Source organism: Sphingobacterium hotanense, from assembly GCF_008274825.1.
Classification (GTDB): Bacteria; Bacteroidota; Bacteroidia; order Sphingobacteriales; family Sphingobacteriaceae; genus Sphingobacterium; species Sphingobacterium hotanense.
In genome coordinates, this window is record NZ_CP030848.1 from 3,528,615 (window position 1) to 3,545,476 (window position 16,862).

Genomic DNA, 16,862 nt, shown 5'->3' on the forward strand with positions numbered 1-16,862 from the left:
GCTGTTGAAGGATTTCAACAGCTTAGGCATATAATAAAATAATATTGTTAGGCATTTTTTGTAGGCTCTTCTTTCGAAGGATTATTATCAGTGGAAGGAGTATCCTCTGTATTCGTCTCAGCAGCTTCATCTGAAGGTGTTTCTGGACTATCATTATTTGCAAAATGATCATTGTAGCCATAACTGTAATAATCATCAGCAGTAGGTGTTTGATAAGGCTGATGTTCGTATGTACCCGATGGTGCTGTAAATTGAGGCGCCTTCTTCTCTTTCTTCGCTAGTCCTTCGCCGTTCTCTCCAGTCACCTCGCTGGTCTCCTCAGGCTTCTGCTCCGCCACGCGCGTCTCAGGCTCCTTCTCTATATCAGCTTTAACATCCTCTATCTCCTTTTCAAAATTATTGATCTGATCGGATATCTCGCGCTTAATCCCTTCTGAGGCATCTTTAAACTCACGGATTCCACGTCCCAATCCTCTAGCTAACTCTGGTAATTTCTTACCACCAAACAACAACAAGGCCACCAAAACGATCAACATCATCTCTTGAGTACCTATGTTCAAAAACGCTAAATTCATCTCTATTCCTTTTTCTAGTAGAAAGCTAAGGTAAGTTTATTATCGTTTTATATCAATATCTCGCTGTAATTATTTCGAAACAAAATCAAGGGAAAGAAGGAAAAAATAAGGGAGAGATTGGGATATAATCGAGTAGGAAGATAGGGATTATTTCCCTATCTGTCCTCTCACACCACCCGGCATACGGATCCGTACCAAGGCGGTTTGTTAGAATAACGTCGTTTGATGCGTTGTTCTCCAGTAATAGTAGTCTGCAAATCCTTCGTAACCTAATTTAGTAAAGTATGAGTTTGTTAGCGTTGTTTGAACGATAGGACTTGTCCCTGTCCGAGTATAGGATTTACGGGTGTTCGCATGTTGGTAGGCAAGCCAGCGTTGGGCTCCCAGTTTCATTAAGTTCCGAATTCGATTACCTGCCGTCTTCCATTGTTTCCAAAGCAGAACACGCAAGCGTCTTCGCACTAGTTTATCTAGTGCTACCATCACCTTCTTATTCGTTGCTATACGAAAGTAATCCACCCAGCCGTGAATAATTTACCGTAGTTTAGTCAGTCGCTCATGCATAGGAGTGACTGTATTACGTCGAGTATTTTGACGTAACTTCTCTCGGATTCGTTCGATACTCTTTGCAGAGATACGAATCTGCCAATCTCCTTGAGTTTTGAAGAAACTAAAGCCGAGTAAACTACTTTGGGAAGGTCTGCTTAACTTACTCTTTTCACGGTTCACTTTCAGCTTTAGTGTAGATTCGATGTAGCTGGTGATGTTGCGCATAATACGAGTGGCGGATTTATTGCTCTTCGTGTAGATACTACAGTCATCCGCATAGCGTACAAATCGATGTCCACGGGAGCTGAGTTCCGTATCCAGTTCGTTCAGGATGATGTTTGACAAAAGTGGACTTAAAGGACTGCCCTGTGGTGTGCCCTTGGTTCGCTTTTGTTCAAGACCATGATCCATAATCCCACAACGAAGGTATTTCCCGATCAGGGCTAGGACTCGACGATCCGTAATCTTCTTGCTCAAAAGGTGCATCAGTTTGTCGTGGTTCACTTGATCGAAGAATTGTTCCAAATCAAGTTCAACGACCCACGTGTAGCCCAAGTTCAGATACTCTTGCGCTTTACTGACGGCCTGATGAGCATTACGATTCGCACGGAAGCCGTAGCTGTTATCGTGAAAATCACCCTCATACTTTAACCCAAGCCATTGGGAAATGCTTTGCTGAATAACTCGGTCGATGACCGTTGGAATACCCAGCATACGCTTGCCGCCACTTGCTTTGGGAATCTCTACTTTCCGAACAGCTTGTGGGCGGTAAGTGCCAGAGAGAATATCCGACCGAAGGGTTTTCCAATTCGTATTGAGGTAGTCACGAAGGTTATCGATCTGCATACCATCAATCCCGCTGGCACCTCCATTAGAGATGACACGATCAACTGCGTGTTTGACATTTCGGATGTGTAATATCTCTTCCAGCATAGTATTACTAAAAAAAAAAAAATTCCTCAGGCATTGTGTCCGTTGGTTGCACAACTAGGCTAAGCTCCTCTTACATTCTACTATCGGTTTCCGACCTACCCTCATGTAAGCAGTTCTCTTAAGTGGTTCGGCTTTTAGCGCTTCGTCATAAACTTCTTGGTTCCTTTGCCATTCTAACATTCAGACCTTCCCCTGTAGAAAATAGAGAAACAGGGTACTAGTCGAGTAGATAAGGACATTTCAGTCCAAACCTCTCACAGAACCGTGCGTAAAGATCTCCCTTTACACGGCTCTTATTATCCAACCGACAACTTTATCCCTATATACCAGTGTTCAAACAGATGCGGACTTCTTTCGGAAATCTCTGACATCCATTTTATGGCTCTGACTTTTCGGTTCCGTAGCCTTTTATATTTCCGCATAGCCCATCTTACCAGTAACCTGTTCATGTGCTGAAGTACTTTGTGTAGCTCTGTTTTGTAGAAAGCTCCGTAGTAATTGATCCATCCTCTGAGGACTGGATTTATATACCGGGACAACGTTTCTAAGTCACTGCCTCCTCTTCTGTGCAATTGCCATGTCCGCATCTTTTCTCGTATGGAAACTTTAGCTTTATTGCTGACTGCAGGAAGAAAACTGGTAAAGTTCAATCCCTGTTTGGTCTGAGCTTTTCGTCTTTTGAACGTATACCCTAGAAAGTCGAAGGCAATTATGGGATAGGATTTCTGTCGTTCTTTTCTGCCACAATACACGATCTTGGTTTTCTCTGGATGCAGTTCAAGTCCACAGGCTTTTAGTCTGTGTTCTAATGCTTTCTTCAGTTCCACTGTTTGTATTTCTGTTTTACAGTGTATCACACTATCATCAGCATATCGTTCAAACGGACAGTCCGGATAGTTAATTCGTAACCATTCATCCATACAGTAGTGTAAAAAGAGGTTAGCGAGCAGCGGACTGATAACTGCTCCTTGCGGCGTCCCTTTTGATCTCTCTGTAAGAATCCCATTGGATTGCTGTACCGGTGTTTTAAGCCACCTTTCAATATACAGCAAGATCCATGGGCAATCTGTGTGCTTACGAACTGCTCTCATAAGCAGCTCGTGTGGTATGTTGTCGAAGAAACCTTTGATATCAAGATCCAGAACCCAATCATACTTCCAACATCGCTCTCTAGCTGTTCCCACCGCCTCCTTTGCACTTTTGTTGGGGCGATAGCCATAAGAGTCCTTATGAAATATCTTATCCAACTTTGGTTCCAGAAACAGTGTGACCACCGTTTGAGCAATGCGATCTGTTATCGTGGGTACTCCAAGTGGACGTGTCCCCCCTCCTTTCTTGGGAATTTCTACTAGTAGAACTGGCATGGGCATATAGCTGCCAGAACTCATCCGATTCCATAGTCGATAGAGGTGTTTCCAGCTATCTGCTTTGAAATCCTCTAAGCTCATGCCATCTACTCCAGCACTACCACGGTTTTGTTGTACCCGCTGGTAGGCTTCCAGTACTATGGACTGAGAAATAATAAATGGTTTTGTCTTAATCATTCCTGTACCTCCTATGGTTTGTACCATAGTTTTCTTTGTGATAAGAACTGGATAATACACCCCCTTCGCTCCATCTCCATTACAGAGACTTCATCACTACTACGAGATGTTCCGCCCGTGTGCTTCGCATCGGTACTTTTGCTCTTGTGGGGCTACCACTTGAGGGTTTCCCTTAACATCGAAACGACACGTTCTCACGTTCCGCCTAAATGCCTATAATAGCTTCACGCCATCTTTACGCCGGATATCACGGAAGCAGTAATCAGGTTTCCCTTCCGTTTGTCCCAGAGCAAGGTCAAGACTCTGGTTTCGATATCATCTATTCAGCTTTCGACGCTTCATCGATGGTTCTCTTTCGTTCGTCTCTCTATTACATACCTGACATCTTTAACTATGCCTTTTCCTTTATCGCTTCTCACCAGATCTCTTTAACCCAGCAACATAAAGGTGGTTTGAAGCCTGCGCCTGAACGTCGACTTCGAGGGGCCTACCCTCATCATTTAAACAGCACCAAAGCAATATCATGCTTTGTTCGTGACACACTGTCCTCTGCTGACTTCTGACTAAAGCATACTAGCATCATTATTCTGCTATATGTTTCTTCGCGGGCATTCGCGTATACCTTTGACAGAGTTTAGTCAGATCTCCCCAGGTAAGAACAATAACTTTCACCTCATATATCCGCTACATTTACCATAGTGTTTCCGTACAGTTTGGGGCTTTGGCTTGTTTTGCAGCCTCACCCAACACTTGCGGCCTTGTATGTAGTTTCTGTTCGTCGGACCGAGGTTTTGCCTCAGACTTCCTTCAGATTCCACCTCGCGGTGGACACCCTTGTCCTAAGCTAACACTTCCCACTGTAAAGGCGTGTTCGGGACTTACACCCTAAAGTTATTGCCCATGCTGGGCACACAAACAAAGATAGCCTCCCGATGAGGAGGCTATCTGAATTCATATTTTAAGTTTCAAACCTTATTGTGTACAAGAAATCTTGGCCTTTCCATAACCACGTCCAATAACGATCGTATTGTTGGAAACTTTCTGGTTGATTTCGATCACGTTATTTCCTGTAGCATTCCACACAATAGCTGGGTTAAATCGAGCCTTATTTCTTAACCGTAATTGTACCAACGGCCCATTACTGCTCTTACTTCCCAATATGGAGATTGCACCAGCTTTACTGATCGACACGCGAATAATCGGTGTAGCATAGGATGTAGCTTTTAAATCCCAAATCGGTGGGATTTTCCATTTGTTCCAGTTCGCTGACCCACTTTTATCCGAGTACTCCGAACCATCGATAAACTCAATATTTCTAGTGATAATCCCTTCATTATTTGCAGTATTGTTGTACGTTTGGAATTGTATCTGTTGCTCGTCCTCATCTAATACCATCCATTGCCCGTTAATCTTCATGTTAAAGGCATTGTCTAACTGAAGGAAATCGAACGTGAAACCATAGTTTGACGCAGGTGCAGTAAATGATTTGGTCAGCAATTGACCATTTGGAATCGTGACATTCCCTGGACCAATCACACCGGTCTGGTTACTATTTTCCTTATAATTCCAATTTAAAACGTCGTCTGCTATTTTTACTTCCTGTGTACATGTTCTGAACTTCAGAATTAGGTTATACTTGTGTCCTGGAGTAACTTTGATATTCGGAACGGAGTAGTTTGTTTTGGATTCATCGTCCATGGCGAAGGTTCCAAAGCTCAAACTCTTATCGGTAGCAGCCGGATTAATTACTAATGTGGAATGGCTCGTAACGGTTCTCAAACCCGCTCCAAGGTCTGGAAAAGAAACTGGCGCCGAACCATAATTCTGATTATTGTAGGAGATACCACCCGTAGCAAATTTATAGTTAGCACTGCTGCTCACATTATTAAATTTGACATTGCCTAAGGCTGTTATGAAACCATTCATATTACTTCCCATTTCAATCGTCGTCGTAATCAAGCTAAATTTATGTTTCATAACCACGTCAAGTCTGTTCGTACCGTAAACCAACGTTTTATTCTTAAGCACATAGACCATCAAATCCTGGTTTACATTTGTCAGCTGCACATTATCGAATGTCTTTACACCATTTTCGTAAGTTACCGTAGCGGGTTCGGTTGTAGTGCTACCGAAAGAATACACAATAAAACTGTAGGTTTTACCCGCATCCAACTTCATACTATCTTGGATAGCTTCACTTCCGTGTACATAGGCACGTTCCGTTACATAATTTCCATTATTATCAAAGGCAATCATACGATAATGGGTTCCTATCGCAATTCTATTGATTTGAGAAACAGCTGCTGCTTTGATCCCGCCGCCGCTTCCCGATCCTGGACGATTCAATTTCATATCTTCCAATTTCGTGTCAATCAATTGTACATCGACCATATGTTCCCCAAACTTCATGGTCGTATCGCTTACAACAGGATTGATAGCCGTTGCTCTAGTGCTCGCCTTGGTTTCAAATTGGAAATCATCACCTGCAAGAAAATCTTCGGCTAGATTAAGTTCTATATATGCTTTTCCGGGTTCAATGTTTTCGTTGATAACATCCTTTTGGCAAGATGAAATTCCGAAGGTTAAAAAAGCAATAACGCTTAGAAATAATGTTTTATTTACTTTATTCATGTTTTTCTGTCTTAGTGTGAAGGAATTACCAGTCTAGCGTTCTTACGTCATCATCGTCTTTCATCCATTCTTCTTGAACCAAATGGTCCCTGTTCTCAGGACGAACTACAGCTGAGCCAGCAGCAATATCCGATTCCATCTCGACGTATGTAACCCGGATAACAGGAGTTAGGTAGGTGTTTTCATTTTTACTTAATAGTTTAAAAGGAAAGATACGTGCGAGTTCAGATATAACTTTTGAATCACCTTTTCTCGAAAAAAAGGCACCTAAAAATTAATTAGTGAAATCTCTTAGTGACGTAAATTTCATTAATAGTGTGTTGTGTGTGTGTTGTTGATAGAGATCAAGAACAATGCAAAAGTACAAATCTTCGGGTCTTTGAGATAGTATTTTAGCCTATGGAAAAGCGCTATTGAAAAAGTTGTAGAACATTTACTACGATAGTTACCAAAATATCCCAGTAGAGGGCAAATCAGCGCTGATGTTCATTTAAAAAAGGTAGACAAAGGTAACCCCGCTTTTCCAGAAAAAGTAGATTAATTACGACAGTGGTTTCCTATGAACTATAGCGGATAAAAAAAAATCGACTAATCATATCGAAACTAAAAGATAACGTCAGCAAGACATTTTTCCCCAAATACTCTTTGTACCTTTGCGGTTCTTATTATTTGCAGATATGTTCCAAAAGTACAAAGCCAACAAAAGGTATTACCTAAGCAGCATGGCATTGGCAGGCCCTGTTGTTATTTCTCAGCTAGGACACACGCTCGTACAAACAGCCGATACGATTATTGTCGGACAATTTGCCGGCACGATTTCCCTTGCCGCTGTATCGCTTGTACACTCTGTCTTCATGGTTGTCTTAGTCATTGGATTGGGGATAGCGTATGGATTGACTCCGCTCATCGCGCAAGAAAACGGTCGATCGAACTATCAGGAATGTGCAAAGTTGCTATCCAATAGTTTTTGGCTAAACTTTATTTCAGCCATTTTACTCTTCTTGTTTGTGTATTTCGGTTCCATGTATGCGATGCAGCATGCCGATCAAGATCCGCTGGTTGTTGAAACCGCGAAGCCCTATCTGTTGATTCTGAGTTTGTCCATCCTTCCCTTGATGATGTTTAACACCTTCAAGCAATTTGCCGAAGGCTTAGGCTTCACGAAACAGGCGATGAATATTACTATCTGGGGAAATGTACTGAATGTGATCCTTGCGGTAATTCTAGTAAAAGGGATGTTCGGCATCAAACCTATGGGTGTTGCCGGTGTCGGTATTGCGACCCTGGTCGACCGCATACTGATGATGATCGTAATGGCATGGTATGTACTCAAGTCGAGCAATTTCAAGCGCTATATACAACATTTCTCTATCCGCTTCATCGATTCGGATCGCATGAAAAAGATTCTTAAAATAGGAGCTCCAGTAGCCATGCAATATGTGTTTGAAATCGGGGCATTTGCTGGCGCTGCATTAATTGCAGGTAAGATCGGGGCATTAGAACAAGCAGCACATCAAACAGCGATTACACTTGCTGCAATGACCTATATGATGGCTAGCGGGATAGCGTCGGCTGCCACCATCAAAGTCGGCAATAGCTATGGCAACAAGAACTTCTTCCGATTAGAAAAATTCGCAACGGTATCCTATCATTTGGTACTGGTCTTTATGATTGTTTGTGCTATTATATTCGCGGTATTCAACCAATATCTTCCTTACATCATTTCTAAAGATGCAGAGGTGATAGCGCTCGCAGCACAGTTACTGATCATCGCGGGTATGTTCCAATTATTCGATGGAACGCAAGTGGTTGGATTAGGTATCCTTCGTGGAATGGGTGACGTCAATATCCCGACATTTATCACATTCTTCGCTTACTGGATCGTAGGATTACCGATCGCATATTTCCTAGGCGTAAAAACTGGCGTTGGAGTTAAAGGTATCTGGTATGGTTTAACACTAGGTCTTTTGACGTCCTCTATTCTATTGTACTTCCGTTATAAACATATTATCAAAAAGCGGGAAAAGGATATGGGGAGGCAAGTAGCCTCCTAATTCAAAAGTTCAATAGAATTAGGCTGTTGCCCCTTAAACGAGAAAGGCGTCATGTAAAGTACCTTTTAATAGCACTTACATGACGCCTTTAATATTCTAAAATCTTATGTCTAAGATCTAATATCTAAATCTAAACCACACGGTTAATATCCCAGTTCTCTAGATAATCCGCTACTCGACGAATGAATTGTCCACCTAGGGCCCCGTCAATGACGCGGTGATCATAGGACATGGAAAGATACATCATATGTCTAATTGCAATCACATCACCTTGTTCTGTTTCTAAAACCGCCGGCTTCTTCTTGATGGTACCCACAGCAAGGATTGCAGCTTGCGGTTGATTGATGATCGGCATCCCTAGGATATTACCGAATGCACCGATATTAGTGAAGGTAAATGTTCCTCCTTGAGTGTCATCTGGTTTCAGCTTATTTCCTCTAGCACGGTTTGCAAGATCGTTTACCGAACGACTGATTCCTGACAAACTCAACTGATCTACATTCTTGATAACAGGTACAATTAAGTTTCCTGTCGGAAGAGCTGCTGCCATACCAATGTTGATATTCTTCTTGCGAATGATATTATAACCATCCACCGAAACATTAATCATCGGGAAGTCTTTTATCGCTTTTGCAATGGCTTCGATTATAAGCGGCGTAAAGGTGATATTCTCGCCCTCACGTTTCTTGTATTCATCCTTTACTTTATTTCGCCAATTGACTAGTCCTGTGACGTCTGCTTCTACAACCGAGAAAACATGCGGTGAAGTCTTAACACTGATGACCATGTGGTCAGATATCAGACGGCGCATGCGGTCCATTTCTATGATCTCATCTCCGTTGCTAGCTTTCACCACTTGAGCCGAAGCAGTTTGCGTATTTGAAGTCTGAGATGCAGGAGCTGCTACGGTTGAACGAGTCTCTTCTGCAGGCTTAGCATACTCAACAGGCGCAGCTTGGCTCTGACCTGTATTCGAACGTTGTTGAATAAACTTCAATACATCCTCTTTCGTTACGCGGCCTTCGGCACCTGTACCCGGAATAGTGTCCAATTCAGCTTGACTGATTCCTTCGTGCTGTGCAATATTTCTCACTAAGGGAGAATAAAAACGGATACCATGTTGCATAGGTTCGCTGTGCAAGGTATCATGGTTTTTGGACTGTTCAACTTGGGCAATACCTGGGATTGGTTCTTCGATATTAGAATTAGCTTCCGCCAATTCTTCATCGGTTGGCTGAGGAATCTCGGTTGATATTGTTTCTGCTACATGATTGGTCTCAGGAGCGTCTTCTTCATCATCGCCATCCACCTCTATCAAGGCAATCGCATCCCCTACCTGTACTACTTGATTCTCTTCGAACAATCGCTCTTTCAATCTGCCTGATACCGGCGAAGGAACCTCAGAATCAACTTTATCCGTGGCAATTTCTGCAACGGCGTCGTCTTCATTGATTTGATCTCCAACTTGTTTTAACCAATTGGTCAACGTAGCTTCAGATACGCTTTCCCCCATTTTTGGGAGTAAAAGTTTATAAATAGCCATCTATTATTATTTCGATTGTTTGAAATACTAAGTTAATTATTAATACTCAACTAACAAGTAAACAAAATTAAATATTTTGCAACTTAAAATATCAGGAATATAATTTTGTTAAAAGCCTTTTTCTTTTTGAAATAGATTCCACAACATCAGAAGTGCTTGAGAGGTGGTTCTTTCGATATTCAACACACGGTCTTGGTGAAACTGGAACAACTTTGTTTTCACTTCCGAGCGGCCAGCTATCGCAACCCATACGGTTCCTACAGGCTTGTCCGGAGTTCCGCCACCTGGTCCTGCAATTCCAGTGGTCGCAATGGCGTAGGTAGTACCTAATTGCTTTTGCGCACCTTTAGCCATTTGAATTGCTGTCTCTTCACTAACTGCTCCGTAGGCTTCTAGTGTTGCGTGTTCCACATGCAACAAAGCTTCTTTCACTTGGTTAGCATAGGCTATTATGCCTCCAATAAACATTTCGCTAGCTCCTGCCACTTCGGTAATCTGCTTGGCAACATTGCCACCTGTACAGCTCTCTGCGGTAGATAAGGTCGCTTTAGATTCGACAAACGAACGAACGATTACCTCCTCGAAACTCAGGTCTTCACGAGCGACGACCGCATCGCCAATCCGATCTGCAAGTAGATCAGTGTAATGCTCTACATCTTTCTCCAATTCTTCTAAGTCACGTCCGGATGCCGAAACGCGCAAGCGTACAAGGCCAATCTTAGGAAGATAGGCAAGGTGTAAATGTGCTGGAAAAGAATCTTCAATATCAGCGATCTGTGTTGCTAAATGCGACTCTCCAATTCCTACGGTTAAGATGTAGCGAATAGCTATTTTCTCCTCGCTCTTGAACTCCTTAAGCTTGGGTAAAACACGATGAGTCATCAGACTTTTCATCTCGAACGGTACGCCCGGTAAGAACACAAATACTTTTTCCTCATGCGACACCCAAATCCCGGGCGCTGTCCCCCAATCGTTGAATAAGACTTCTCCGTTCGCTAGAACATCTGCTTGCCCATGGTTGATGTCGGGCATGGAACGATTCATGCGCGCAAATATTCCGCGTACATGATCTAAGACGGCCTCATTACGAACTAAACTAGTGTTAAAGAATTTCGCAGCCGTGAACTTGGTCACATCATCCTTTGTCGGACCTAATCCGCCCGTACAGATAATCAGATCGGCACGTTTGGAAGCATTGTGCAAAGCTTCAAGAATATGCTCCTCGCGGTCAGAAATGGAAGTAATTTGCTCTATTTGGATTTGCAAGGACAATAAGGCTTGTGCCATCCATGCCGAATTGGTATCGACAATTTGCCCTAGCAAAATTTCATCACCAATGGTAATAATTTCTGCTTTCATGGCATATTTGGTTTATATGCTTGTTAATAGGTAAAGTGACTGTTGCGCTTGGTTAGTTTCAAATCCTGAAGGATAGAAGCCTTTGCTCTGATCGTCACGTTAAAACTCTTATATCGTCCAAATGGCACCCAGCCAACGGACATATCCCAACAATGGAGATCACGATAAATACTGATTTGCGACATCGAAGACTCCATCCGTACAAAGTCAAAACCGGTATTGAACTGTACTTTCCATTTCGGTGTCATATTGAAATCACCATGTAGGTTGACCGTACTGGTAATATTCGGTTTCATCTCCCTCAATTCCGGATCAAAAACTGATGCGTAGTTGAAACTGAAGGAACCTGATAAATTCCATGGAATATTAAAATCTACAAAGGCGTTCGGATCTGTACTGATACGAGCTAGCGCTTGTGTCTGCTCGTCGGTCATTGCCGGCATACTGTTTCTCAGGGAATCGATATTATCATTTCTGCTCTTCGACGCTTTAGGATTAAAGCTATAGTCGAACGATAAACCAAAGTTCGTCAGGCGTGCTAGTTGACCATCCTTCACTGCAAAACGGTCGATACGTCGTCCTGAGAATTTATCATAGCTATATGGATCGAAACTACCATTAAAGTTGATATTGATTTTCTGGTCGAAAAGCGATGTCCTTCCGGAGAAGCTGATAGGTGACAATTTGAGTGAGTCGGCAACAGCATTGTAGTTACCACTAAAAGTCAAACCTTGAATAATTGGAATTTTCTTGATACCAGTGCCTGTCGAGTCTTTGTCGTCTCGTATTTTCGCTTCTAAAGTGTTGTCGATGGAAAACCCTATACCCATCGATTTACCCTGAGACGGTGTTCCATACACTGCATTTTCAAAAATAGAATAACGTCTGTATGCACCGTTATGATCAACAAAATCCTTGTAAAAGCCGTAGCGTTCCGCACCAAAATCAGGTCTGTAGTTGACATTGATGGAAGGCGTCATGACATGTCGCATGGCCTCAATCTTGCCAATCCCTCGCTTGAAATTACCATAAATCTTGGTCGATAAACCACTAGAAATGTTGTAATCATACGCACGCTTGAAGCCTTGAATCGTATCCTTTACAGTCGAGTAACCGTTGATCTCGTTTAATAGTTTGTTCTCGACAGATTGGAAATACCAGCGCTCGGTATAGTTCATCGAGGTATTGAACTGGAAGTACTTCAATACGTTTAAGCTTAAACTTACTGGAATGTTATGTTGGAAACCATTCGTAAATTGGTTTAAGAAGTTCCCTTTGAAAAGAATAGAGTCTTTCGTATTTACGAAGTTTCTTCCTTGCAAGCTATACCCTACAGTAATGCGTTGATACCATTTCTGCTCACCTATACGATTTTTAGAATCGAAAGGATTGAATGTAGAAACGTTCAAACTGATTTGAGGAAGTTCCAAACGAATATCACCATTTCGCATATCCTGCTCATGGCGTAAGCTGGAAGTGAAATTCACTTTTCCATCCGCAAACACTTTACCGTATGCAATAGAAGATCCCATGCGGTTGTTCGTAATCTGATTGATATCGTAAGTACCGTTGGCTGCTGTATTTCTGAAATAAGAAGTCGTACCGAAGTTTACCGATGCCGTAAAAGACGTTCCAGGATTTGCTTCCTGTCGTTGTGTATGGTTCCAAGTGACGTTGAAGTCTTTATTTCTTCCGAAACTCGGCGTACCTTCTACCCCGGTTACCGTCGATCCATAGCGTAGAGCAAAGTTACCATTGAACTTGTAGTTCACTAAGTATTGCGTCCGCATGCTCGCCTCCCAAGAGCCCTTAGAATATAAGTTTCCACGGAATTCGGTATCCCAGTAATCGTTGAACGTTAGGTACCAACCTAGGTCGCGCATCGAGAACCCTCTTGCGGCATCTTCCCCGAAAGAAGGGAATAAAAACCCAGAGCTCTTCTTATCCTGTTTTGGGAAGAAGCCAAATGGGATGGCCAGGAACTTTAAAGGAATATTTTCAACGACCAAATAGGAAGGTCCGGCAATAATCTGTTTCTCTGTGATGACACCCTTCGTAATCTGAATACCAAAGTGGGTATGCGGATACGGCAAATTACAAGTACTATATAGACCTTGATAAATCGAGGTTTCATCGTAAATATTCTTTCGCACCTCGCGCGCCTGGATAAAACCACCGTCCACCTCTGTCATAACCCCGAAAGTCTTCGGAATCTGACTTTTGTAGTTATATAGCAAGGAGTCTACCGCAATTGGCGCTTCGCCCGGCATGATCACGACCGGTCGACCAACATATTTTCCATTATGGTCAACAACACCCGAGGCAAACAACACATTGGTATTTCGATCCAAGCGGATATAGTCGGCCGCTAATTCAAAACCTTGGTATTTTACCTTCGCTCCTTTAAATAAGTGGAGAATATTCTTACTTACTTCATTCCAAGACGAGTCATTGGCTACAATACTAACCGTAGTCTCTAGGCCTGAACTATCCTGCATGACTACAGTATCCTGACCAGTGACCTCACGGAAGTTATTTTTCGCGCTATCTTGTGTTATTAAAGTCGAATCTTGTAGCTTTTTTGTGGTATCTTGTGTAACGGGAGGACGTCTCAATGTAGTTTCTTCCTGTGCCTGCAATGAGGCCACTCCGGCTAAAAGGAAAAACAGGATATGGAAAAAACAACTTAAAGCCTTCAAAATGAATTATGAATGTTATTTTTGTGCTAATTTTAAACTCTTGATGGCAAAAATAGTCAAAAATCTATTACATATATGAGGTTTTCGACAATCTTAATCATATTTAACAATTTGTGAGTTTGAAACGCGTTGATAGATATAATAATTTGAAAATAGTGATGAATCTTAGGAAATCAACCAAATTAGTCTTAGCAATTATCGGAATTGCAGCCCCTCTATTTTTAATTGGAAATTATTCAGGTTATTCCAAGTCTGATGTTACCCCTCAGGTACAGACTAACAATAAAACTTTTAAGTTAGTCGTTATTGACCCAGGGCATGGCGGAAAACTTCCCGGTGCTTATGGAAAGATATCCGCTGAAAAGGACATTGTATTGCAAGTTGCAAAGAAATTAAAGGACTCTATTGAAAAGAACATTCCCGGTGTTAAAGCTATTTTGACCCGTGAAACGGATATTGACGTTCCATTTCATGAACGCTCTAATATTGCCAACCGCAATCATGCCGATTTATTTATCTCCATCCATTGCAACTCAGCAAATTCCGACCAGCGCGTAAAAGGGAAGAACGGTCGTTATACGACTCGTACAATCTATCGCCCCGGAGTGAGCGGCACAGAGACCTTTGTATGTGGTTATAATAGGCTTCAACGTGGCGAGTCGGACGTAGCAACACGCGAAAACGCCGATATCTTGATGGAGGACAACTATCAGGAAAAATACAATGGTTTCGACCCGAACGATCCTTCCTCTTACATCATCTTCTCGCTATTGAAAAGAACATATCGAGAAAAAAGCATTAAGTTTGCAACGTATGTTCAAAATGAGTACGTCAGCAAAGGGCGTGCGAACCGCGGCGTACAGGAATTATCACTAGCTGTTTTAGCTGGCGCAAGTATGCCGGCTGTCCTTACTGAAATTGGCTTTATTAGTAACCCCGATGAGGAAAACTACATGTTATCTTCTGTAGGTCAAGGTGAAATAGTAACCAACTTGGTAGATGCCATCAAGCGGTACAAGCATGGACACGAAGCGATCGCACAACGTTAGTTTTAAATAGAAAAAGCAAAAGAAGATTATTTTATTTTGAAAGACACGATCAAGAACAATCAATTTTGGACAAAGGGAATGCAGTTAGCACTTTGTCTTGTTGTATTAGCCTTAGCAAGTTTTAAACCCGCCGACGACCAAGGTCAAAACGGTGGAAACAAAAAAATAAAAACAATAGTGCTTGACCCTGGGCATGGAGGAAATGACTCCGGAGCCGTAGGAAGACAGTCAAAAGAAAAAGACATCGCCCTTCAGGTTGCTTTGAAACTTGGAAAGAAAATCCAAAAAGATCTACCAGGAGTTAAAGTAGTGTACACACGCACTACAGATGTTTACCCAAAATTATATGAACGCCCGGCCCTCGCCAACAAAAACCATGCTGACTTATTTATCTCTATACACTGTAACTCCGGAGGAGCATCAACTCGCCGCGTGAAAAACAGTAGAGGTCGTTATGTGACGCAGAAAGTGTTGAATACCTCGGCTAAAGGAACGGAAACTCTAGTACTCGGTTTTAGCCGTACCGGTGATCAAGATGTTGCGATCCGTGAGAATGCTTCTATCCTATTGGAGGATAACTACGAACAGAACTATGGTGGTTTTGACCCGAAAGACCCATCCTCTTATATCGTATTTTCGTTAATGAAACGTAAATTTAGAGAGCAAAGCATCAGATTGGCATCTTATATGCAGGATCAATTTGCGGGATCAAGTCGTGTTGATCGCGGAGTGAAGGAGCAGTCATTAGCAGTATTAGCAACAGCAGGGATGCCGGCGGTATTAACCGAAATCGGCTTTATCTCTAACCCTGACGAAGAACGCTTCATGATGTCTGCAGCTGGTCAAGAATCCATAGTCAACGACTTGTTCAATGCCATAAATACCTATAGAAAAAACGTAGAAAGATAAACTTTTTCTTAAATTGGGGATTATATAGGAGAGTAGAATAACTTAATTAAGAATATTTTGAAGATATCTAACGAAACCAAGGTCGGCGCATTAACCAGTATTGCCATTGCAATTTTATTTATCGGCTATAGTTTTTTAAAGGGCAACAACGTCTTTAGTAGCGAAAACACATTTTATACAGAATACGACAATGTAGACGGATTAGCAGTTTCAAAACCGGTGCTCGTATCTGGATTTCAAATTGGGCGTGTATCAAAATTAACGTTGCAGCCGAATGGCAAAATCCGCACAGAGTTTAAGATCAACAACGATTATGATATTCCTTCGAACACCGTTGCGAGAATTGTAAGTGCTGATTTATTAGGCAGCAAGGCTATTGTTTTCGAACTTGGCAACAGCACAACGATGGCCAGAAGTGGCGATCCCCTTCTATCAGATGTTCAGGCAAACCTGATGGAAAAGGTAGAGCCTTTGCAGAAGAAAATCGAAAATCTGGTGGAAAAACTAGACTCGGTATTGTCTGGAGTGAACTCCGTATTAGATGATGGTTTCCAACGAGATTTCAAAAGCAGTGTGCATAGTATTTCTGTGTCACTGAAAAACCTGGAGAAAATTACCAGCGATGTTGACGGCTTAATGGGTTCGGAAAAGAACAGACTGGCTAACATCATGGCTAACTTAGAGTCTATCACCAACAACTTCAAAAACAATAACGCGAAGATCAACAACATCCTTGGCAACTTAGATAGCCTATCTTCAGATCTTTCGAAAACTGAAATCAAGGCGACTATCGACAATGCGAATCAAGCGATGCGCGATGTTCAGGCTATCACGAATAAGATCAACTCTGGAGAGGGCTCAATCGGTTTGTTAATTCACGACGAGAAGCTGTATAACAACCTGAATAACGCATCGAAAAGCTTAGATGAGTTGGTGAATGATTTGAAGACCAACCCTGGTAAATACTTGAAGATATCCATCTTCGGCAAGAAGGATACGAAATAGTATAGAGCGCGG

General features: G+C 42.2%; 13 protein-coding genes. 5 read left to right on the forward strand and 8 right to left on the reverse strand.

The genetic code is table 11. From position 1 onward, the window contains the following. Positions 1–47 precede the first annotated feature (47 nt). The 4 genes from DSM08_RS19390 to ltrA (DSM08_RS14880) all read right to left on the reverse strand — a co-directional run bounded on the left by DSM08_RS19390 (position 48) and on the right by ltrA (DSM08_RS14880) (position 3,628). Positions 48–575, reverse strand: a complete 528-nt coding sequence (locus DSM08_RS19390) for a Sec-independent protein translocase subunit TatA/TatB (RefSeq protein WP_149526893.1) — start codon at positions 573–575, stop codon at positions 48–50. A gap of 207 nt (positions 576–782) precedes the next feature. Next, complete coding sequence (locus DSM08_RS19190) at positions 783–1,109, reverse strand: group II intron maturase-specific domain-containing protein (protein ID WP_317131801.1); 327 nt, start codon at positions 1,107–1,109, stop codon at positions 783–785. Continuing rightward, complete coding sequence (gene ltrA / locus DSM08_RS14875) at positions 1,110–2,057, reverse strand: group II intron reverse transcriptase/maturase (protein WP_223110826.1); 948 nt, start codon at positions 2,055–2,057, stop codon at positions 1,110–1,112. 296 nt (positions 2,058–2,353) lie between these two features. Then, positions 2,354–3,628 carry a group II intron reverse transcriptase/maturase gene (gene ltrA / locus DSM08_RS14880; RefSeq protein ID WP_246172205.1) on the reverse strand — a complete coding sequence of 425 codons (1,275 nt, stop codon included), beginning with the start codon at positions 3,626–3,628 and terminating at the stop codon, positions 2,354–2,356. 182 nt (positions 3,629–3,810) lie between these two features. On the opposite strand from ltrA (DSM08_RS14880), the gene DSM08_RS14885 reads away from it, so the two are divergent. Next, positions 3,811–4,164, forward strand: coding sequence for a hypothetical protein (locus DSM08_RS14885; protein ID WP_149526028.1), 354 nt, complete (start codon positions 3,811–3,813; stop codon positions 4,162–4,164). Positions 4,165–4,573: 409 nt separating this feature from the next. On the opposite strand, the gene DSM08_RS14890 is transcribed toward DSM08_RS14885, so the two are convergent. After that, entirely contained in the window at positions 4,574–6,232 is a 1,659-nt protein-coding gene (locus DSM08_RS14890; RefSeq protein WP_149526894.1) for a FimB/Mfa2 family fimbrial subunit, read from the reverse strand. 677 nt (positions 6,233–6,909) lie between these two features. Here DSM08_RS14890 and DSM08_RS14900 point away from each other — a divergent pair. Then, on the forward strand, positions 6,910–8,286 hold the full coding sequence (locus tag DSM08_RS14900; RefSeq protein WP_149526896.1) for an MATE family efflux transporter: 1,377 nt from the start codon (positions 6,910–6,912) through the stop codon (positions 8,284–8,286). A 130-nt stretch (positions 8,287–8,416) separates the two neighbouring features. On the opposite strand, the gene DSM08_RS14905 is transcribed toward DSM08_RS14900, so the two are convergent. The 3 genes from DSM08_RS14905 to DSM08_RS14915 all read right to left on the reverse strand — a co-directional run bounded on the left by DSM08_RS14905 (position 8,417) and on the right by DSM08_RS14915 (position 13,836). Next, complete coding sequence (locus tag DSM08_RS14905; RefSeq protein ID WP_149526897.1) at positions 8,417–9,829, reverse strand: dihydrolipoamide acetyltransferase family protein; 1,413 nt, start codon at positions 9,827–9,829, stop codon at positions 8,417–8,419. 108 nt (positions 9,830–9,937) lie between these two features. Beyond that, complete coding sequence (locus DSM08_RS14910) at positions 9,938–11,188, reverse strand: competence/damage-inducible protein A (RefSeq protein WP_149526898.1); 1,251 nt, start codon at positions 11,186–11,188, stop codon at positions 9,938–9,940. A gap of 23 nt (positions 11,189–11,211) precedes the next feature. Next, positions 11,212–13,836, reverse strand: coding sequence for a putative LPS assembly protein LptD (locus DSM08_RS14915; protein ID WP_149527748.1), 2,625 nt, complete (start codon positions 13,834–13,836; stop codon positions 11,212–11,214). Positions 13,837–14,045: 209 nt separating this feature from the next. Between DSM08_RS14915 and DSM08_RS14920 the strand changes: the two genes are divergently transcribed. The 3 genes from DSM08_RS14920 (at position 14,046) to DSM08_RS14930 (ending at position 16,850) form a co-directional block, all read left to right on the forward strand. Further along, positions 14,046–14,936 (forward strand): N-acetylmuramoyl-L-alanine amidase family protein, encoded by an 891-nt coding sequence (locus DSM08_RS14920; RefSeq protein ID WP_149526899.1) that lies wholly within the window; start codon positions 14,046–14,048, stop codon positions 14,934–14,936. A 78-nt stretch (positions 14,937–15,014) separates the two neighbouring features. Then, positions 15,015–15,845, forward strand: a complete 831-nt coding sequence (locus tag DSM08_RS14925; protein ID WP_149526900.1) for an N-acetylmuramoyl-L-alanine amidase family protein — start codon at positions 15,015–15,017, stop codon at positions 15,843–15,845. 57 nt (positions 15,846–15,902) lie between these two features. Continuing rightward, the gene (locus tag DSM08_RS14930) at positions 15,903–16,850 is read left to right on the forward strand and encodes an MlaD family protein (RefSeq protein ID WP_149526901.1); all 948 of its coding nucleotides are present in this window, start codon (positions 15,903–15,905) and stop codon (positions 16,848–16,850) included. Positions 16,851–16,862: the final 12 nt, after the last annotated feature.

Coding starts and splice junctions, on each gene's coding strand:
- DSM08_RS19390 (WP_149526893.1), bottom strand. CDS start 575: ATGAATTTAGCGTTTTTGAACATAGGTACTCAAGAGATGATGTTGATC.
- DSM08_RS14920 (WP_149526899.1), top strand. CDS start 14,046: ATGAATCTTAGGAAATCAACCAAATTAGTCTTAGCAATTATCGGAATT.
- DSM08_RS14885 (WP_149526028.1), top strand. CDS start 3,811: ATGCCTATAATAGCTTCACGCCATCTTTACGCCGGATATCACGGAAGC.
- DSM08_RS14900 (WP_149526896.1), top strand. CDS start 6,910: ATGTTCCAAAAGTACAAAGCCAACAAAAGGTATTACCTAAGCAGCATG.
- ltrA (WP_246172205.1), bottom strand. CDS start 3,628: ATGGTACAAACCATAGGAGGTACAGGAATGATTAAGACAAAACCATTT.
- DSM08_RS14925 (WP_149526900.1), top strand. CDS start 15,015: ATGCAGTTAGCACTTTGTCTTGTTGTATTAGCCTTAGCAAGTTTTAAA.
- DSM08_RS14905 (WP_149526897.1), bottom strand. CDS start 9,829: ATGGCTATTTATAAACTTTTACTCCCAAAAATGGGGGAAAGCGTATCT.
- DSM08_RS14890 (WP_149526894.1), bottom strand. CDS start 6,232: ATGAATAAAGTAAATAAAACATTATTTCTAAGCGTTATTGCTTTTTTA.
- ltrA (WP_223110826.1), bottom strand. CDS start 2,057: ATGCTGGAAGAGATATTACACATCCGAAATGTCAAACACGCAGTTGAT.
- DSM08_RS14910 (WP_149526898.1), bottom strand. CDS start 11,188: ATGAAAGCAGAAATTATTACCATTGGTGATGAAATTTTGCTAGGGCAA.